Raw genomic sequence first — 16900 nt, 5'->3', positions numbered from 1 at the left:
AAATCAGTCAGCGAACGGCCGTCGGCTCTTCGCGCCGACACGGCCCTAATGCGTTTTTACACACTCTGGGCCGCTTTCTGCCCTTCGCGAAAGGCAGAGATCGGCCATAACGGGACAGATGTTCAACCCCACGCTTGGTGAGGGTCCAGACGTTCTGCTCCAGGATTAGCAATTACCAATCTAACTCTGGCTTCTATTTGTTCTTACGACAACCTTCTCCCCGTCTATCGTGGTGGACGGATCAAGCATTTATCAAGATAACAGGCGATGGCTGCTGATAACGGGCGATGACTGCTGGTGTAGCTGACTAAATCCGGAAGACCAATGAAAAGGAGGTGATTCATGTCACGTTTTTCAATGGGTAATGGGAGGCATGGGTAATGTCTACACCGGTGGTTTATCGCAAGCCGTCCGGCGCAATCGGGGCCATATTGCCCCAGGCGCTGATCGAGAATCTGGTCTTTGAAGGGGGGGGGCCAAAGGGCCTGGTCTACCTCGGAGCCATCGAGGTGCTGGAGGCGAAGGGCATCATGCCTTCCGTGCGTAACGTTGGCGGCAGTTCGGCTGGTGCGATGACGGCTCTCGCCGTCGGACTTGGCCTCTCTGCCGCAGAAACCCGGACCATCGTAGAGAAGCAAAGCATCGGCGACCTCACCGATTTGGCGGAGAAGGACGACCTGGGCCTACCAGCCAAGGTGATCCAGGCGCTGAAGAACCTTTTCGGCACATCCGATGAGCGCGGTCGCGGAGTATTCCTCGGCGAGAAACTTCTCGCGTGGATTCAGAACATGATTGGCGAACGCGTGAAGGCGGCGCGGCCTCATGTTGAGAGGCAAGGGCCCGAAGCGATCGCGTTCTGGACCGAGCTGGATAACAAGCACGGAGCAATCACCTTCGCCGAGCTCGCGAAGCTGGCCGAGATGGCGCCGGCGTTGAATATCCGCCAAGTGGTTTTCACAGGGACCAATTACACCGACAGGTGCATCGAGGTGTTCAGCGCGATCGATTCGCCGGACATGCCGGTGGCGCTGGCAGTACGTATTTCGTCCTCACTGCCCTGGTTCTTCAAGAGTGTCAAATACCAAGGCAAGGAATACATCGACGGGGGTTGCCTCGAAAACTTCCCGATGTGGGCCTTCGATGGGGAGACGTATCGGGCCGATAACCACCGCAAGATCCTTCGCGGTGCGTTCGACCAGAACCTCGCCACCCTGGGCTTCAAGGTAGACAGTGCGGAAGAGATTCGCCGAATCCTTTGGGAGGGTGCCAAGGCGGACGAGACCAGCGGACTGGCGAAGATCTGGGCGGATATCAAGGCCAAGCTGGCGGACAAATTTGCCGGCGTCGATATCACGGCTGCAGGCCAGRCAACCGACAAAGCAGTGTATGGCAAGTACGCGCAGCGCACGATTCAGATTCCGGACCTGGACTACAGCACCTTCAAATTCGACCTGGACGAAACCGACAAGGCGAAACTGCGCAAGTCCGGTACTGACGCAACCACCGAATGGTTTTCCTTGTACTTTGACGACATGGGCATCGAGCTCGAGATCCATGGGCTTTCCGAACTTGCCGACTATCTGACACCGGCTAACTTTGCCGCTGTCTGCCGCGCCTATCCGCAGTTTGCTGACCCCCAAGCCAAAGGAGAAACAGTCATGTCAGAAGACACTACGCCCTTCGACCCAAGCCAGGACATCTACAACGGCATCTCGGTACTCAGCACTCAGGACTGGGTCGATCTTACGACCTTCTTCGAAACGTCGGCGCATGACAATCCGACCACTACTGCGCTGATGCGCATGAGCCTCGGAATGAGGACCGAAGACGAATTCCGGCCTGAGTTTTCAGACGCAGTCGGCCTTTTTGCCGATCTGAAGAAATGCGGTGAGATGTTCAAGACGGAGGTCGAGGGAAAGATGCTTACCCTTGCCGATGACATCGTCCACTACAACGATGCCTCCGCTGCCACCTACGAGCGCCTGATTGAACTAGTCGACCGCTTCGATTTCGACGGAGCTCCTGACGGAGCAACAACCGACATCAGAGAGAAGAAGTGGCTGGCGCTTGTCGGAGCTTGGGAGAGCAATACGGTGCAGGGGCGATCAGTACAGATCAAGCAGCGCTTTAGCAGTGCTCTCGAACAACTGATCACGGATGCGAACGATAGAGCGAAGCGTGCTGACGATCTCCAGCTCGCGATCCTCGCGCCGAACGGGATCCTGGCGCGGCTCAATACCTCCAAGGCGGCCTTCGCGGCGGAGCGCGAGCGCTTCAATACGGTGCTTGGTGTTGAGGGGGTATTGATGAAGAAGATCCAAGCGGATATCGACATCCTCAACCACGAACTCGAGCGCCTGCGTAAAAAGGAGAAGGACGAGGTTATCGTCCTCTCCACCGCGCCGCTTTATCTGTTAATCCCATTCTTCGGTCCCATGGTCATGGCTGGCGTCCTGGTCGGGGTCGGCATCGATCTCGATTTTACCCGCAAACACATCGCGGAGAAGCTTGGGGAGATACTCAAGCAGACTGACCTATTGGGAACAAACCAGCGTTTTATGGCGTACTACACCTCAACCAACAATCGTTTCGATGCGGTAGGCAAGAGCATCACCGACCTGGGTCCCAAGTTGGAAACCCTCGGCAAGGCGTGGCGCGCGATCGCATCCGACCTGGGAAATGTCCACAAGGTGTTGAGCACGGACGGACGGGTGTCGATCAGGGGCGAAAACTGGTTCAACCTCACCATCGCCCTCACCAACGCGATGAAAGGCTGGGCGCGTATTGCGACGCAGGCAGACCACTTCCGCAAGTTCGGCGGTCCGCCAGCCAAGGCCAAGACCACCGAGGAGTTCGTTGCAGGTGTGACCCAGAAAATTGCCTGAGTCCGGGTCGCCAACCGGCGACCAACCCGCTCCGGGATCATGGAGTATCAGAAAATGGACACCACCCAAGATGAATCCCACCGAAATGCGCACCCTGATCAAGCAATTCTCTGCCGACGGACTCGTTGCACCTTCGCCCCTCGTACGCATCGGAGGCAAGGACGCGGACGGGGGGTATTCGCCACTCGGAGTGGTCGCCGACCTGGTGGTCGACCTGGCCGAGGCGCTCGATCACGCCAGCCAGATTGGCCTTGAAGCCCTCGACATCTATGCTGACACCCTTGTTCTACCGGTCGGGTTCGACCGGCGCCTGGACGGCCTACTGCGCCGGCTAACGATCGTCACACGCCGCATCGTAGCCGAAGGAACAGACGTCGGCGCCTTGCGCATGTTGCATAACAACCAGAACACGCTCAGCGTCGTGCGCCTATTTGTCGAGCGGATCGAAGGCCAGTTTCGCGTCTACGCAGGACCTGAAGGCAACACCCCTTACGACGTGGCGGTTGCCGCGGGTTCCTCCGAGGCACCGCAATTCGCTAACTTCACGTGGCAGGACGGTGGCCCGGCCTTGCGCTATACACGCGTTCCCCCCGGGCTGCTCTGCCACGGACAACCACTGCATCGACTGCTTGCATCTCTGTTCGCACTGTCGGCTGCTGTCCTCGGCAAGCCGTCTCAGAGCGCAGCGGACCACAGGCTGTGCCACGAGGTGCTGGCATGGATCACCAAATGGTCTGGGGTCGAGAGCGAATTCGGCGAGCTCATCCGGGATGCCGAAAACCTCAAGGCATTGGTGCCCACGAACGACCAGGGCGGCCAGGCCAAACCCATTCCAAACCTCACCACCACGCATTACCTGGACATTTCGAAGGCCCAGCAGGAAGTGATGGCTGCAATGGAGGATGACTTGCGCAGCCTCGACAGTGCGGGGGATGTCTCTCACCTGGTGGTCGGCGTCGTGACGGCCTTTGCCGACCGCGACTCGATCGAGCTGGCCAAGCTTGATGAGCTGCGCCAGGAATTGGAAAAGCGCCTTCGCGAGCAGATTGCGGCGCTCGACAAGGCCTCCCGCACCATGCGCCAAGAGGAATTCGACGCCCAGATTGCCTCCATGCGGCTTGAACTGGAAACCAGCATTGCTCAGGTCAAGCGCATAGTCAGCCTGAGTTTCCAGATCGCTACAGCGCTGATTACCGTGGCCGCGAGCGTCGCCGCACTATGCGTCGGCGTCCCTCCCAACCCGCAAGCCGTCACCCAGAAAGGCGTCGACGGCGTGAAGGGCGTGAGCGAGATGTTTACCGAAGCGCAAAAACTCGGCTCGACCATTGATGGACCGATCAACGCGCTGCTGGCCCTCGCAAAATCATTTGCCATCCCGATCACATGGGCGAAGGACAATGCGAGCACACTGAAGGAGTTTGTCGACCCGGCCAAAAGCGTGCTGAACGCGCTCCTGCCTGTCTACCATGGCCCGGTTCGCGATCTTGATACTGAGCTGCTTGCCACGCAACTCGGCGATGCGATGCGCATGCTCACGGAAATACCGAATGCCAACGAAGCGAAGGCCGCCTGGACAGTGCTGGAGCTGGACATTGCCAACCGCCTCGACTTGGTACTCAACGACCCGGATACCGAGAGCGCCGTCAAGAAGGCCGCCACGGCTTTCAAGACCCGGGTGCAGCGAGTTGCAATCTACGGCCGACTGCTCGCAGAGCAGTCGGCCGCCAAGGCTGCGATAGCTAGCCAACTCGGGGCGCTCAAGCTCGAATGCCTGGCGGTGATGGCCAAGCAGAAGCGACTTGAAGCCTTCACGCAGGACGCTTCCGACAAGGCAAAAACCCGGGAGCGAGTCCGGGCTGAGATGGCGTCGCGAGCCGAAAGCGCGTCGCGGGGCTTCTTCGTCGCGAGCTACGGTGCGCGAGCAGCGCAGGCCTATGAAACCTATAGGCAACCCACCAGTCGCCTGATCATGGTGACGACAAGTGCCGACATGAGCATTGTCCTTGCCACTGCGCGTACCGACTACGCAACCGCACAAGCGGCAACTGCCAAGAAAGTGGGGGACTTTACACGCGAGCTAAGGATTACGGATGACGAACTGCTCAAGAAGTTCTCTGCGGGCCAGCCTGTCCGTTTCGATCTACTCACCGATCACCCGGACTTTGCCAAGTTCAAACGGGTCCGACTCGCATCCACCCAAGCCTGGGCGGAAGTCACGCAAGGCGCGGAAACCACGCAGTCGCGAGTTGCCATCGAACTGGTAACCGGTTCCACCTTCCTTGATCCTGGCGATCGGGGTACCGACGCGTTCTTTGCCGCGCCCCAGAGCCTGCGGTTCGAGTACCGCGGTGAGCGGGTCGAGTTCGAGCAGACGCTCCACGACGTGCTGCCCACCCCCTTCACTACCTGGCTCATTGAGCTTGTCGAGCCGAAACAGCTATCGGGCCCCGTGCAGGCATTGCGGATCGTGCTGAAGGGATACGCCACGGTATGAAGCGACGCAACGCGCTGTTGCTGGTCGCATCGACGACTCTCTCATGCGGCTCTGCCGTTGCCCAGTCTTGCCGGGTACCGACACCAGAGCCGCAGGCTCCGGTGTCGGCGCAGGTCTGGCGAGATACTGCGGAATTCTCATTCCTGGTCGGGCGGGATCGGGTCGAAGACAGCGGGAGCATGACCCTGGCCCGACGCCTGCGGCCACTAACAGAGTTCGTGGCGTTGCGGCAGGAGGCGGCCAATTGGGGGAGGCTTCGTACACGCACCGATGCGGTGGCCGATGCGCTGTCCAAACTGAGCCAGGTGGTCGAGGGTTTGCAGCAGTACTGCGACCGGCTCGATGCGGTCTCCCTCGATCCCACCGCTCCCCTCGATGAAGTTGCGTGGAGTGCCGGGATCGCGCAACTCGAACAGCAACTCGATGGAGCGATCGCAGCCGCCACACCCCTGGTGCCGGATCTGCTTCGCTATGCCGGCTTGGTCCGGGCGGCGGCCACGCAATATGCCAAGGGCAACCACGCACCCAATCCGGTGATTCGCATCGGGCCATCGCCGGAGTCCGTGGCCAGCGGCCTCGGCGAGGTCTCCGCCCGCTGGCGGGCCCTGCTCGCTGACCTGCAGAACGCACGGCGAATCCTGCCGGTGACACCCGAGCGCCAGTCGGAGCGGCCGCTGATCGCGATTACTGCGGCGATGCGCGAGATCACACGAGTCGCCATTGAGGCCCGTGCTCTGTCCTTGCTGCGACTCACCGACGACGCGTTCCGCCACTTCGAGACGGGCGACTATCTATACGACCAATGTCCTGAGATCAAGGACGGTCAATGGGTGAGTCTGGAAAGCGAATACTGGGCCAGCAAGTACGGCAGCAAGGCGATGCTCGGCGGATCCGGGCTGATTCTTTCCCAGACGCGCAGTGCGACGCCTGTCGTCGGCTTCAATGCAGCCGCCACCCACTGGCAGTTCAACAAGATAGGCCAGGGATATTGGCTAATCCGCAACGAGGCCTTCAATGCCCCGCAGACTGCCCTCGACGTAATCAATAATTCGGGCAGGTACTATCCCCTGACCATGAGCAGCACCAACGCGCAACAGCCGAAGTTTAGCGGTCAGTATTGGCGCTGTGCGGCTACCGACCGTGCAGGCACGATCCGTCTCTACAACAGCTTCCTCTCGGAAGCCCGCGTAGTGGATACGCCTCCCAACGAGGGCAAAGCCATCATGCGTGAACCTGGATACTATGCCGCGCAGTACTGGCGCGTCGTGCCACGCTGACGGAATTCAGACACGTGTAATCAAATTGCCGAACGGTTTGAATTGCCCCGGCTTCCTGCATGTCTGAATGACCGCTCCTGGCCGATTTCTACCCATAACAGTGGAGTTGAACATGTTAGGTCCAATGCAAAATTGTTCAGCATTGGGCGATGGGCTGGTCAGCAGCAATGAATGGCATTGTGGCTGATGGACGTACCTACTTCGGTGCATCGGACAGTCAGACGGCTCTCCCCTCAAGGCCTAGACTGATGGTTAGCCGATCGAAAGGATGTGGATCATGGAGGGGGGCTATGCTTCGAAAAAGGCGACTAAGCACCGAGCGGCCACTGTGCCTTTCTTCATTACTGATTAGAGTGATTTCGAGGTCGAAAATGGCCAGAAGACAAGCGGAACTCCCAAAGCTACTGGAGACCTCAATCGATGCCAAGGTCGAGGTGATGCAGGCGGCTCGGATGGTTTTGATGCCGACACGCAATCTTGAACCGCGCGCACAGCAAATTTTCGAGATGATTATGAGCATGCGGCCAGTGACCATGTGGGGAGCCTATGACCTGCACTTGGCGACCGAGTTGTCCGAGATCAATGCCCAAATCGAATGGACTCAAGAGGTGTTAGCAGTCGAAGGTGACGTGCTAACGACTCGCCTCAGTACGCCGATCATCAACCCTCGAACGACCCACTGCGGTAACCTCAAGCGCCAGGCGGTAACCTTTGTTCGGGCACTGGGACTGTCAGCAGGTCAACGACACTTGGGTGATGAGCCCAATCGCAAACGTGCGGGCAAGCACCTCGAATTGCAACAGGCCTCCCGTGATGCTGAAGGTGATCCATTGTTGGCTTGAGCGTGCACATCAGGCAAATGTGTTTACCCCTCTGTTTACCCCTAAGCCATAAATGAAAAAGCCCAATCTTTTCAGATTGGGCTAACTCATTGAAAAATATGGTCGGGACGGAGTGATTCGAACACTCGACCCCTAGCACCCCATGCTAGTGCGCTACCGGACTGCGCTACGCCCCGACTAGGCGTGAAACTCGTCCCTCACCTCGAGGAACGCTCAAGAATATATCCCAACCTTTTGAAAACTGGAAGTATTCAAACGCAGGAAATTATTTCTTGAGAACCACCAACACATCTTCCRGCTCAGCAATCATCTGCCGAATCATCTGTTTGTATTGGGTGGTGTCGTCTTTGGCTTCATCGCCGGACAAGCGCAAGCGTGCGCCGCCGATGGTGAATCCTTGATCGTAAAGAAGCGCGCGGATCTGCCGGATCATCAGCACGTCTTGTCGCTGATAATACCGGCGGTTTCCGCGGCGTTTGACGGGGTTGAGTTGAGGAAACTCCTGCTCCCAATAGCGCAGCACGTGCGGTTTTACCGCACACAGCTCGCTTACTTCACCGATGGTGAAGTAGCGTTTGCCTGGGATGACGGGTAGCTCGTCGTTATGACTTGGTTCCAGCATAAGCCTCAACTCGGGCCTTCAACTTCTGCCCTGGACGAAAGGTGACCACACGGCGAGCCGTGATCGGGATTTCTTCCCCCGTTTTCGGATTGCGGCCAGGCCGCTGGCGTTTGTCCCGAAGGTCGAAATTGCCAAAACCGGACAATTTGACTTGTTCGTTGTCTTCAAGAGCATGCCTGATTTCTTCAAAAAACAGTTCGACCAATTCCTTGGCCTCCCGTTTATTCAGGCCCAGCTCTTCATACAGACGTTCCGCCATCTCAGCTTTCGTCAGAGCCCCCATACGTCACTTCCTTAACGTGGCGTTCAACCTTTGTTCGAGCGAGGTGAGGATGTTTTGCGTCGTGGTATTCACCTCATCGTCATTAAGAGTGCGCGATGGATGCTGCCAGGTCAAGCCGACGGCTAGGCTTTTTCTATCAGGATCAATGCCTTTACCCTGATACACGTCAAATAGCCTGAGGTCTGTCAGCCATTCGCCTGCATTTTCACGGATTACGTCCAGTACAGCGCTGGCTGCGACGTCTTTTTCGGCGATCAGTGCAAGGTCACGACGCACTTCAGGAAAGCGCGATAACTCCTGGAATTTAGGCATTTTGCCCAACGCCACTTCAGCCAGAACCAGTTCGAAAACGAAGACCGGACGGTCGAGACCGAGAGTTTTCGACAATTCAGGGTGGATGGCACCGACGAAACCTACCAGACGGCCTTCACGTTCGATGCGCGCGGTCTGACCCGGGTGCAGCGCTGGGTGTTTGCCCGGCACGAAAGTGAACGAATCCAGCGCACCGGCGAAGCCCAGCACCGCTTCCACGTCAGCCTTGACGTCGAAGAAGTCCACGACATCGCGGCCCTGTGCCCAGCCTTCCGGCAGACGGCTACCGCAAACAACACCCGCCAACATCGGCTCTTGCTTCAGGCCTTCGAGTTGGCCAACGAAACGCAGACCGCTTTCGAACAGGCGGACACGATCCTGTTGACGGTTCAGGTTGTGCTGGAGTGCCTTGACCAGACCTGGCCACAAGGACGAACGCATGGCAGCCATGTCGTTCGAAATCGGGTTGGCCAGCAGCAGCGGTTCCACGCCCGGATTGAACAGTTCGAACTGTTTCGGATCGATGAAGCTGTAGGTGATCGCTTCCTGATAACCACGGGCGACCAGCAAACGACGCAGCTCAGGCAGATCGCTACGCGCTTCAGCCTTGGCTTGCGGCGCCAGACGAGCCTGCGGATAACGAACCGGCAGACGGTTGTAGCCGTACAGACGAGCCAGCTCTTCGATCAAATCGACTTCCAGGCTGATGTCGAAGCGATGGCTTGGCACTTCAACGCGCCACTGCCCTGCCCCTTCGGCGGAAACGGTCAGGCCCAACGCGTTGAGCAGGCGCTCGACTTCGGCCGAATCCATTTCCATGCCCAGCATCTGGGTGATGCGTTGTGCACGCAGGGTGACCGGCGCGATTTTCGGCAGGTGTTGCTCGCTGACGGTTTCGATGATCGGGCCGGCTTCGCCGCCAGTGATGTCCAGCAGCAAGCCAGTGGCGCGTTCCATGGCTTCACGGGCCAGTTGCCAGTCCACGCCACGCTCATAGCGGTGCGAGGCATCGGTGTGCAGGCCGTAGGAACGAGCCTTGCCAGCGACTGCGATCTGATCGAAGAACGCACTTTCAAGGAAAATATCGCGAGTGGCCGCAGTGTTGACGCCACTGTGCTCGCCACCCATGACGCCGGCGATCGCCAAAGCGCGGGTGTGGTCGGCAATCACCAGCGTATCGCTACGCAGGCTGACTTCCTGACCGTCGAGCAGAACCAGCTTCTCGCCCTCATCGGCCATGCGCACGCGGATGCCGCCATTGATTTCGGCGAGATCGAACGCGTGCAACGGCTGACCCAGCTCCAGCATCACGTAGTTGGTGATGTCGACAGCTGCATYGATGCTGCGCACCTCGGAACGACGCAGGCGCTCAACCATCCACAGCGGGGTTGGCTTGGACAGGTCAACGTTTCGGATCACACGACCCAGGTAACGCGGGCAAGCGGCCGGCGCCAGCACTTCAACCGAACGCACTTCATCGTGCACGGCTGGAACAGTGGCAACGACCGGGCGGGTGACGCTGGCGGCGTACAGCGCACCGACTTCACGAGCCAGACCGGCCAGGGACAGGCAGTCGCCGCGGTTCGGGGTCAGGTCGACCTCGATGCTGGCGTCGTCCAGGTTCAGGTACTCACGAATGTCCTGACCGACCGGCGCATCGGCCGGCAATTCCATCAGACCATCGTTGCCTTCACCCACCTGCAGTTCGGCTTGTGAGCACAGCATGCCGTTGGACTCAACGCCACGCAGCTTGGCTTTCTTGATTTTGAAGTCGCCCGGCAGTTCGGCACCGATCATGGCGAACGGGATCTTCAGGCCCGGGCGCACGTTTGGCGCGCCACAGACTACCTGGAAGGTCTCCGAGCCATTGCTGACCTGGCAAACACGCAGCTTGTCAGCGTCCAGATGCTGCTCTGTGCTCAGCACCTCGCCAACGACCACACCACTGAAAACACCGGCGGCCGGCGTAACGCTATCGACCTCAAGACCGGCCATCGACAGACGAGCAACCAGCTCGTCGCGACTTACCTGCGGGCTTACCCAGCCACGCAGCCATTGTTCACTGAATTTCATCCTGCTCTCCTAAGAATTCGTTACGACTAGCGAAATTGCGCGAGGAACCGCAAGTCGTTGTCGAAGAACAGACGCAAGTCGTTCACGCCGTAACGCAGCATGGCCAGACGCTCTACGCCCATGCCGAAAGCAAAGCCCGAAAACTCTTCCGGGTCGATCCCGGACATGCGCAACACGTTCGGGTGAACCATGCCGCAGCCCATCACTTCCAGCCAGCCAGTCTGTTTGCAGACGCGGCAGCCTTTACCGCTGCACATCACGCATTCCATGTCGACTTCAGCCGATGGCTCGGTGAACGGGAAGTACGAAGGACGGAAACGCACGGCCAGTTCGTTTTCGAAGAACACGCGCAGGAACTCTTCGATGGTCCCTTTCAGGTCGGCGAAGTTGATATCGCGATCGACCAGCAGGCCTTCGACCTGGTGGAACATCGGCGAGTGGGTGATATCGGAGTCGCTACGGTACACACGGCCTGGGCAGACAATGCGGATCGGCGGTTGTTTCGATTCCATGGTGCGGACCTGTACCGGCGAGGTATGGGTGCGCAGCAACATGTTGGCATTGAAATAGAAGGTGTCATGCATCGACCGGGCTGGGTGGTGGCCTGGGATGTTGAGTGCTTCGAAGTTGTGATAGTCGTCTTCGACCTCAGGGCCTTCGGCGATGCCGTAGCCGATGTGGGTGAAGAACTGCTCGATACGTTCCAGAGTGCGTGTAACCGGATGCAGACCACCGGAGGTCTGACCGCGGCCAGGCAGGGTCACGTCAATCGACTCGGCAGACAGTTTGGCGGCCAGGTCGGCCTCTTCAAACAGTGCCTTGCGAGCGTTGAGAACCTCTGTGACACGCTCCTTGGCAACGTTGATCAGCGCGCCGACTTGCGGGCGCTCTTCTGCCGGCAAATTCCCCAGGGTCTTCATCACCTGAGTCAATTCACCCTTTTTACCAAGGTAGTGAACCCGGATTTGCTCCAGGGCATTGATATCTTCAGCGCTTTGCACAGCCTCTAGTGCTTGAGAGACGAGCGCATCCAGGTTTTCCATGTACAGACTCCAGATACAAAATAGGGGAAGAGCTTGAAGGCTCTTCCCCTATTTATGACGTTTAACACCTGGCCCCACAGAGGTGAGGCCGGGTGACTGTCGGGGGTACTTAAGCCAAGGTGGCTTTAGCTTTCTCGACAATCGCAGCAAACGCCGCTTTTTCGTTCACTGCCAGATCAGCCAGAACCTTACGGTCGATCTCGATGGACGCTTTTTTCAGGCCGGCGATGAAACGGCTGTAGGACAGACCGTTGATACGTGCACCAGCGTTGATACGAGCGATCCACAGAGCGCGGAACTGACGTTTTTTCTGACGACGGTCACGGTAGGCGTATTGGCCTGCCTTGATTACCGCTTGCTTGGCAACACGGAATACGCGCGAGCGAGCGCCGTAGTAGCCTTTAGCAAGTTTCAGAATTTTTTTGTGACGTTTACGGGCAATGACGCCACGCTTTACACGAGCCATGAGTTACTTCCTCTATTCTTGACTAAATTAACGAAGGCGCAGCATGCGCTCGACTTTTGCCACGTCACACGGTGCCAGCAAGCTGCTACCGCGCAGTTGACGCTTACGCTTGGTCGACATTTTAGTCAGGATGTGGCTCTTGAAAGCGTGCTTGTGCTTGATACCGTTAGCAGTTTTCAGAAACCGCTTAGCAGCACCACTTTTAGTTTTCATTTTTGGCATGTTCGGATACTCCGCATTCAGTTGATAAACATAATCAGAAGGCCTGCCGTGCCCTGTTGATTACTTCTTCTTTTTCGGGGCGATGACCATGATCAGCTGGCGTCCTTCCATCTTAGGATGCTGTTCGACCGAACCGTACTCGAGCAAGTCACCTTCAACTCGCTTGAGGAGTTCCATCCCCAGCTCCTGGTKGGCCATCTCACGGCCGCGGAATCGCAAGGATACCTTGGCCCTGTCCCCATCACTCAGGAAACGTACCAGGTTGCGCAGTTTTACCTGGTAATCCCCTTCCTCCGTCCCTGGACGAAACTTGATTTCTTTAACCTGAATCTGCTTCTGGTTTTTCTTGGCCGCAGCAATCTGCTTCTTCTTTTCGAAGATCGACTTGCCGTAGTCCATCAGCTTGCAAACAGGGGGTACTGCATCGGCGGAAATCTCCACCAGATCCAGCTTGGCCTCTTCAGCCTTAAGAAGCGCGTCTTCAATTGACACAATCCCAAGCTGCTCACCCTCAGCCCCAATTAACCGAACCTCGCGTGCCGAGATATTCTCGTTGATCGGGGCTTTCGGTGCAGCTCGTTTATCTTGTCTCATTTCACGCTTAATAATAATTACTCCGAATCTGGGCGACCACGCCGGGAAACCGCTTGCGCGAGAAACTCAGCGAACTGGGCGACGGGCATCGAGCCCAGGTCAGCACCTTCACGAGTACGCACAGCGACAGTCTGCATCTCGACTTCCCGATCTCCAATAACCAAGAGATAGGGAACCTTGAGCAAAGTATGCTCGCGGATTTTAAAGCCGATCTTTTCATTTCTCAAGTCAGACTTGGCACGAAATCCGCTTTCGTTGAGAGTTTTTTCAACCTCGGCGGCAAAATCAGCCTGTTTATCAGTGATATTCATGATCACTGCCTGGGTCGGAGCCAGCCACGCAGGGAATGCACCCTCGTAGTGCTCGATCAGGATTCCGACGAAACGTTCGAAGGAGCCCAGGATCGCCCGGTGCAACATTACCGGGTGCTTGCGACTGTTGTCTTCGGAGACATATTCGGCTCCCAGACGGACAGGCAGGTTAAAATCGAGCTGAAGGGTACCACACTGCCAGACACGGCCAAGGCAATCTTTCAGCGAGAACTCGATCTTCGGACCGTAGAAAGCACCTTCGCCCGGCTGCAGATCATACGGCAGCCCAGCGCTATCAAGGGCTGCAGCCAATGCCGCTTCGGCGCGATCCCAAAGCTCGTCGGAACCGACGCGTTTTTCCGGACGAGTGGACAGCTTCATCTCGACGTCTTTAAAGCCGAAGTCGGCATAAACGTCCATGGTCAGCTTGATGAATGCAGCGGATTCGGCTTGCATCTGCTCTTCAGTACAGAAGATGTGKGCGTCGTCCTGAGTGAACGCACGCACGCGCATGATGCCGTGCAACGCACCCGATGGCTCGTTACGGTGGCAAGCACCGAATTCGGCCAGGCGCATCGGCAACTCGCGGTAGCTTTTCAGGCCCTGATTGAACACTTGCACGTGGCAAGGGCAGTTCATTGGCTTGATGGCGTAGTCGCGGTTTTCCGACTGAGTGGTGAACATGTTGTCGGCGTAGTTGGCCCAGTGCCCGGATTTCTCCCACAGGCTGCGGTCAACGACTTGTGGAGTCTTGATCTCCAGGTAGCCATTGTCGCGCTGAACCTTGCGCATGTACTGCTCGAGCACCTGGTACAGCGTCCAGCCGTTCGGGTGCCAGAACACCATGCCCGGCGACTCTTCCTGGGTATGGAACAGGCCCAGGCGCTTGCCGATCTTGCGGTGATCGCGCTTTTCAGCTTCTTCGATGCGCTGGATGTAAGCTGCCAGCTGCTTCTTGTCCGCCCAAGCAGTGCCGTAAACGCGCTGTAACTGCTCGTTCTTGGCATCGCCACGCCAGTAGGCGCCGGACAACTTGGTCAGTTTGAAGGACTTCAGGAAACGCGTGTTCGGCACGTGCGGGCCGCGGCACATGTCGACGTATTCTTCGTGATAGTACAGACCCATGGCCTGCTCGTTCGGCATGTCCTCGACCAGGCGCAGCTTGTAGTCTTCGCCGCGGGCCTTGAACACTTCGATCACTTCGGCGCGCGGAGTGACTTTCTTGATCACGTCGTAATCTTTTTCGATCAGCTGCTGCATGCGCTGTTCGATGGCGGCCAGGTCGTCCGGAGTGAAAGGACGCTCGAAGGCGATGTCGTAATAGAAGCCTTCGTCAATGACCGGCCCGATCACCATTTTGGCAGTCGGGTACAACTGCTTGACCGCGTGGCCAACCAGGTGGGCGCAAGAGTGGCGAATAATCTCCAGCCCCTCTTCATCCTTTGGCGTAATGATTTGCAGCGTGGAATCGCTGTCGATGGTGTCGCTGGCGTCGACCAGCTTGCCATTGACCTTGCCGGCCACGGTGGCTTTGGCCAGACCTGCACCAATGGATGCGGCGACCTCGGCTACGGAAACCGGGTGATCGAATGAACGTTGACTGCCGTCTGGAAGAGTAATAGTTGGCATGGCGCCTCCTCTCCTAGTGGTGACCCCTACCAAAGGTCACGTGGGTTGGGATGAGCCAGTACAAGATCCGATCCAGGCCATTCAATGACGAACGCCTGCCTTACAGCGGCAGGAGCCTTGCGGCCAACCGGAAAACCGAACCAGAGTGACTGGGATTCAAATCAGGGTTATTCGCGCGGTTGCCGCCACCGGGACTGAAGGTCATCCGGAGCTTGCAAACGCCCGAGCGGGGCATGCTAGCACAGATGACCGGTCGTCGACGCAAGCAGACTTTGTACGGGGGCAAATCGGGCATTTTTATGCCAGAGTGCTGAACTTGAACACCGCTTCGCCCCTCAGATAACACGTCATTGACCCACAAGGAGCATCCCAGCATGCGTCTGAACCGTTTGTTCGCCGTAGTCGCCCCCATCGTTCTGCTGCTGCCATTGGCCGCCCATGCCGATTGGCCAAAGGGGGAGCGCGAGAAATACATGGCGCAATGCGTCCCTGCTGCGGCGCAAAAGATTGGTGATGCGAAGGCAAAAGCCGTCTGTGGTTGCGGCGCCGATCAGCTCAAATCATATCCTGCCAAAGACCTTCAGGCATTGATGAACGGCTCTGCGAGTCCAGAGCTGGGGAATCAGGCGATGCAGAAAATCGCCACTTGCAGGGTCGATACCGGGGCGAAGAAATAAGCGTCTCGCATTCATTTTTTCACCTGCAACGACCGAAAAAACAAGCCGAATGTCGCTTTGTCAGACATTTTTTGAAGGTTTTACAGCTTTTTTTTCGTCTTTTCTTTCGGCTGAAAGCCTTTAAAAACGGGGCTTCCAGCCACTTGAAGCAGTAAAGAACGCTCGACAGCAAGGCAAACAGCGCCTCCGGGGGGCTCCCAAAGCGAACATTTCGACTATGATACTCCGGTGTGCCCAGTTGGCCTGAGCAGCACAGCACTACTGAAAATATATGTTTCTTGGAGATACACCATGTCTAATCGCCAAACCGGCACCGTTAAATGGTTCAACGATGAAAAAGGCTTCGGCTTCATCACTCCTCAAGGTGGCGGTGACGACCTGTTCRTACACTTCAAAGCTATCGAAAGCGACGGTTTCAAAAGCCTGAAAGAAGGCCAGACTGTTTCCTTCGTGGCTGAGAAAGGCCAAAAGGGTATGCAAGCTGCACAAGTTCGCCCAGAGTAAGTTTCTGGCGCACTAAAAAAACCCCGTCCATGCGACGGGGTTTTTTATGGGTGAAACAAAAGCCTGGCATGATCAGCCGCAGTTGACGCGGGTGACAACCCGACTGGCATCGGTGTGCAGATTCAAGCGATCAGAGCGGTATTCCAGCGTCACCATGTCATTGGGCGACAGGAACCGTGCGTTTTGTGCGCCTGCGCGAGTGCGCGCCTGCTCCAATAGCTCGGGCGAAGCTGCTTTGCCAAGGGTGAATTCCGAAGCTTTTGCCTCACAGCGGCTATGTCCCGTGTCAGTCGTCGTTACAGGGTCTGTTGCCGACTCGGATGACGTACTGCTGCAACCTRCCAGCAAACTGACGGCAAACAAAGTACCCAATGACGCGAGCTTCCAAGGCATGAAGCCTCCTTAAATAATTGGCTGAGATCGTGCGACCACCATGGCGGCGCCAGGTTTCGAGGTAAATGCCACCACCCCGCCCTCGATCCGGACAGGCGCCAAGTTTGCCTGAGCACTGCCCTGCCCTTCATCACTAAATGGTGACTGAATATGAACAGCGATCAATATACGTCGATGTAGTCGTACGGCGGGTTCGGCCAGTTCTCTTTCAGCGCTTTGAAAATCTGCATGACCGGCCAGTTCTATTTCAGCGCGTTGAAAATCTGCATGACC

At 57.4% G+C, this 16900-nt stretch carries 16 protein-coding genes and 1 tRNA gene; 6 read left to right on the top strand and 11 right to left on the bottom strand.

Annotated features, from left to right (window positions below; genetic code table 11):
• Positions 1–380 precede the first annotated feature (380 nt).
• From AC1DSG_RS16235 to AC1DSG_RS16220, 4 genes are all read left to right on the top strand, one after another.
• Positions 381–2885 carry an alpha-xenorhabdolysin family binary toxin subunit A gene (locus AC1DSG_RS16235; protein WP_477791796.1) on the top strand — a complete coding sequence of 835 codons (2505 nt, stop codon included), beginning with the start codon at positions 381–383 and terminating at the stop codon, positions 2883–2885.
• 70 nt (positions 2886–2955) lie between these two features.
• Positions 2956–5379, top strand: coding sequence for a hypothetical protein (locus AC1DSG_RS16230; RefSeq protein WP_477791795.1), 2424 nt, complete (start codon positions 2956–2958; stop codon positions 5377–5379).
• Complete coding sequence (locus AC1DSG_RS16225; RefSeq protein WP_477791794.1) at positions 5376–6656, top strand: RICIN domain-containing protein; 1281 nt, start codon at positions 5376–5378, stop codon at positions 6654–6656. The genes AC1DSG_RS16230 and AC1DSG_RS16225 overlap by 4 nt, the downstream gene beginning before the upstream one ends.
• A 512-nt stretch (positions 6657–7168) precedes the next feature.
• Complete coding sequence (locus AC1DSG_RS16220; protein ID WP_477791793.1) at positions 7169–7498, top strand: hypothetical protein; 330 nt, start codon at positions 7169–7171, stop codon at positions 7496–7498.
• A 99-nt stretch (positions 7499–7597) separates the two neighbouring features.
• Here the strand turns inward: AC1DSG_RS16220 and AC1DSG_RS16215 are convergent.
• The 9 genes from AC1DSG_RS16215 to thrS all read right to left on the bottom strand — a co-directional run bounded on the left by AC1DSG_RS16215 (position 7598) and on the right by thrS (position 15053).
• Positions 7598–7674: transfer RNA gene (locus AC1DSG_RS16215), tRNA-Pro, on the bottom strand.
• Between the two features lie 89 nt (positions 7675–7763).
• Entirely contained in the window at positions 7764–8120 is a 357-nt protein-coding gene (locus tag AC1DSG_RS16210; protein WP_477791792.1) for a MerR family transcriptional regulator, read from the bottom strand.
• Complete coding sequence (gene ihfA / locus AC1DSG_RS16205) at positions 8101–8403, bottom strand: integration host factor subunit alpha (RefSeq protein WP_002553164.1); 303 nt, start codon at positions 8401–8403, stop codon at positions 8101–8103. Before ihfA ends, AC1DSG_RS16210 begins: the two co-directional genes overlap by 20 nt.
• Positions 8404–8406: 3 nt before the next feature.
• Positions 8407–10788, bottom strand: coding sequence for a phenylalanine--tRNA ligase subunit beta (gene pheT / locus AC1DSG_RS16200; protein ID WP_477791791.1), 2382 nt, complete (start codon positions 10786–10788; stop codon positions 8407–8409).
• 26 nt (positions 10789–10814) lie between these two features.
• Positions 10815–11831, bottom strand: a complete 1017-nt coding sequence (gene pheS / locus AC1DSG_RS16195) for a phenylalanine--tRNA ligase subunit alpha (protein WP_477791790.1) — start codon at positions 11829–11831, stop codon at positions 10815–10817.
• Between the two features lie 109 nt (positions 11832–11940).
• The gene (rplT, locus tag AC1DSG_RS16190; protein ID WP_007905879.1) at positions 11941–12297 is read right to left on the bottom strand and encodes a 50S ribosomal protein L20; all 357 of its coding nucleotides are present in this window, start codon (positions 12295–12297) and stop codon (positions 11941–11943) included.
• A gap of 27 nt (positions 12298–12324) precedes the next feature.
• Positions 12325–12519: a 50S ribosomal protein L35 gene (gene rpmI, locus AC1DSG_RS16185; RefSeq protein ID WP_008145659.1), complete on the bottom strand. Its 195-nt coding sequence runs from the start codon at positions 12517–12519 to the stop codon at positions 12325–12327.
• Positions 12520–12579: 60 nt separating this feature from the next.
• A complete protein-coding gene (gene infC, locus AC1DSG_RS16180) occupies positions 12580–13131 on the bottom strand; it encodes a translation initiation factor IF-3 (protein ID WP_477791797.1) in 552 nt (183 codons plus the stop codon).
• On the bottom strand, positions 13131–15053 hold the full coding sequence (gene thrS / locus AC1DSG_RS16175; RefSeq protein ID WP_477791789.1) for a threonine--tRNA ligase: 1923 nt from the start codon (positions 15051–15053) through the stop codon (positions 13131–13133). The genes infC and thrS overlap by 1 nt, the downstream gene beginning before the upstream one ends.
• A gap of 374 nt (positions 15054–15427) precedes the next feature.
• Here thrS and AC1DSG_RS16170 point away from each other — a divergent pair, with 374 nt between their 5' ends.
• Positions 15428–15730, top strand: coding sequence for a hypothetical protein (locus tag AC1DSG_RS16170; RefSeq protein ID WP_477791788.1), 303 nt, complete (start codon positions 15428–15430; stop codon positions 15728–15730).
• Between the two features lie 291 nt (positions 15731–16021).
• Positions 16022–16234, top strand: coding sequence for a cold-shock protein (locus tag AC1DSG_RS16165; protein WP_477791787.1), 213 nt, complete (start codon positions 16022–16024; stop codon positions 16232–16234).
• 72 nt (positions 16235–16306) lie between these two features.
• On the opposite strand, the gene AC1DSG_RS16160 is transcribed toward AC1DSG_RS16165, so the two are convergent.
• Positions 16307–16627, bottom strand: coding sequence for an I78 family peptidase inhibitor (locus AC1DSG_RS16160; protein WP_477791786.1), 321 nt, complete (start codon positions 16625–16627; stop codon positions 16307–16309).
• A 9-nt stretch (positions 16628–16636) separates the two neighbouring features.
• Positions 16637–16900, bottom strand: a 264-nt coding sequence (locus AC1DSG_RS16155; RefSeq protein ID WP_477791785.1) for a hypothetical protein, incomplete at its 5' end; no start/stop codon positions are given.

It is taken from the genome of Pseudomonas sp. P5_A12, from assembly GCF_056400685.1.
This window is presented reverse-complemented; position numbering and strand designations above follow the sequence as displayed.

Excerpts from the sequence above, each read along its gene's own strand:
- AC1DSG_RS16230 (WP_477791795.1), top strand. The coding sequence starts at position 2,956 with ATGAATCCCACCGAAATGCGCACCCTGATCAAGCAATTCTCTGCCGAC.
- AC1DSG_RS16225 (WP_477791794.1), top strand. The coding sequence starts at position 5,376 with ATGAAGCGACGCAACGCGCTGTTGCTGGTCGCATCGACGACTCTCTCA.
- AC1DSG_RS16220 (WP_477791793.1), top strand. The coding sequence starts at position 7,169 with ATGAGCATGCGGCCAGTGACCATGTGGGGAGCCTATGACCTGCACTTG.
- ihfA (WP_002553164.1), bottom strand. The coding sequence starts at position 8,403 with ATGGGGGCTCTGACGAAAGCTGAGATGGCGGAACGTCTGTATGAAGAG.
- pheS (WP_477791790.1), bottom strand. The coding sequence starts at position 11,831 with ATGGAAAACCTGGATGCGCTCGTCTCTCAAGCACTAGAGGCTGTGCAA.
- rplT (WP_007905879.1), bottom strand. The coding sequence starts at position 12,297 with ATGGCTCGTGTAAAGCGTGGCGTCATTGCCCGTAAACGTCACAAAAAA.
- rpmI (WP_008145659.1), bottom strand. The coding sequence starts at position 12,519 with ATGCCAAAAATGAAAACTAAAAGTGGTGCTGCTAAGCGGTTTCTGAAA.
- AC1DSG_RS16170 (WP_477791788.1), top strand. The coding sequence starts at position 15,428 with ATGCGTCTGAACCGTTTGTTCGCCGTAGTCGCCCCCATCGTTCTGCTG.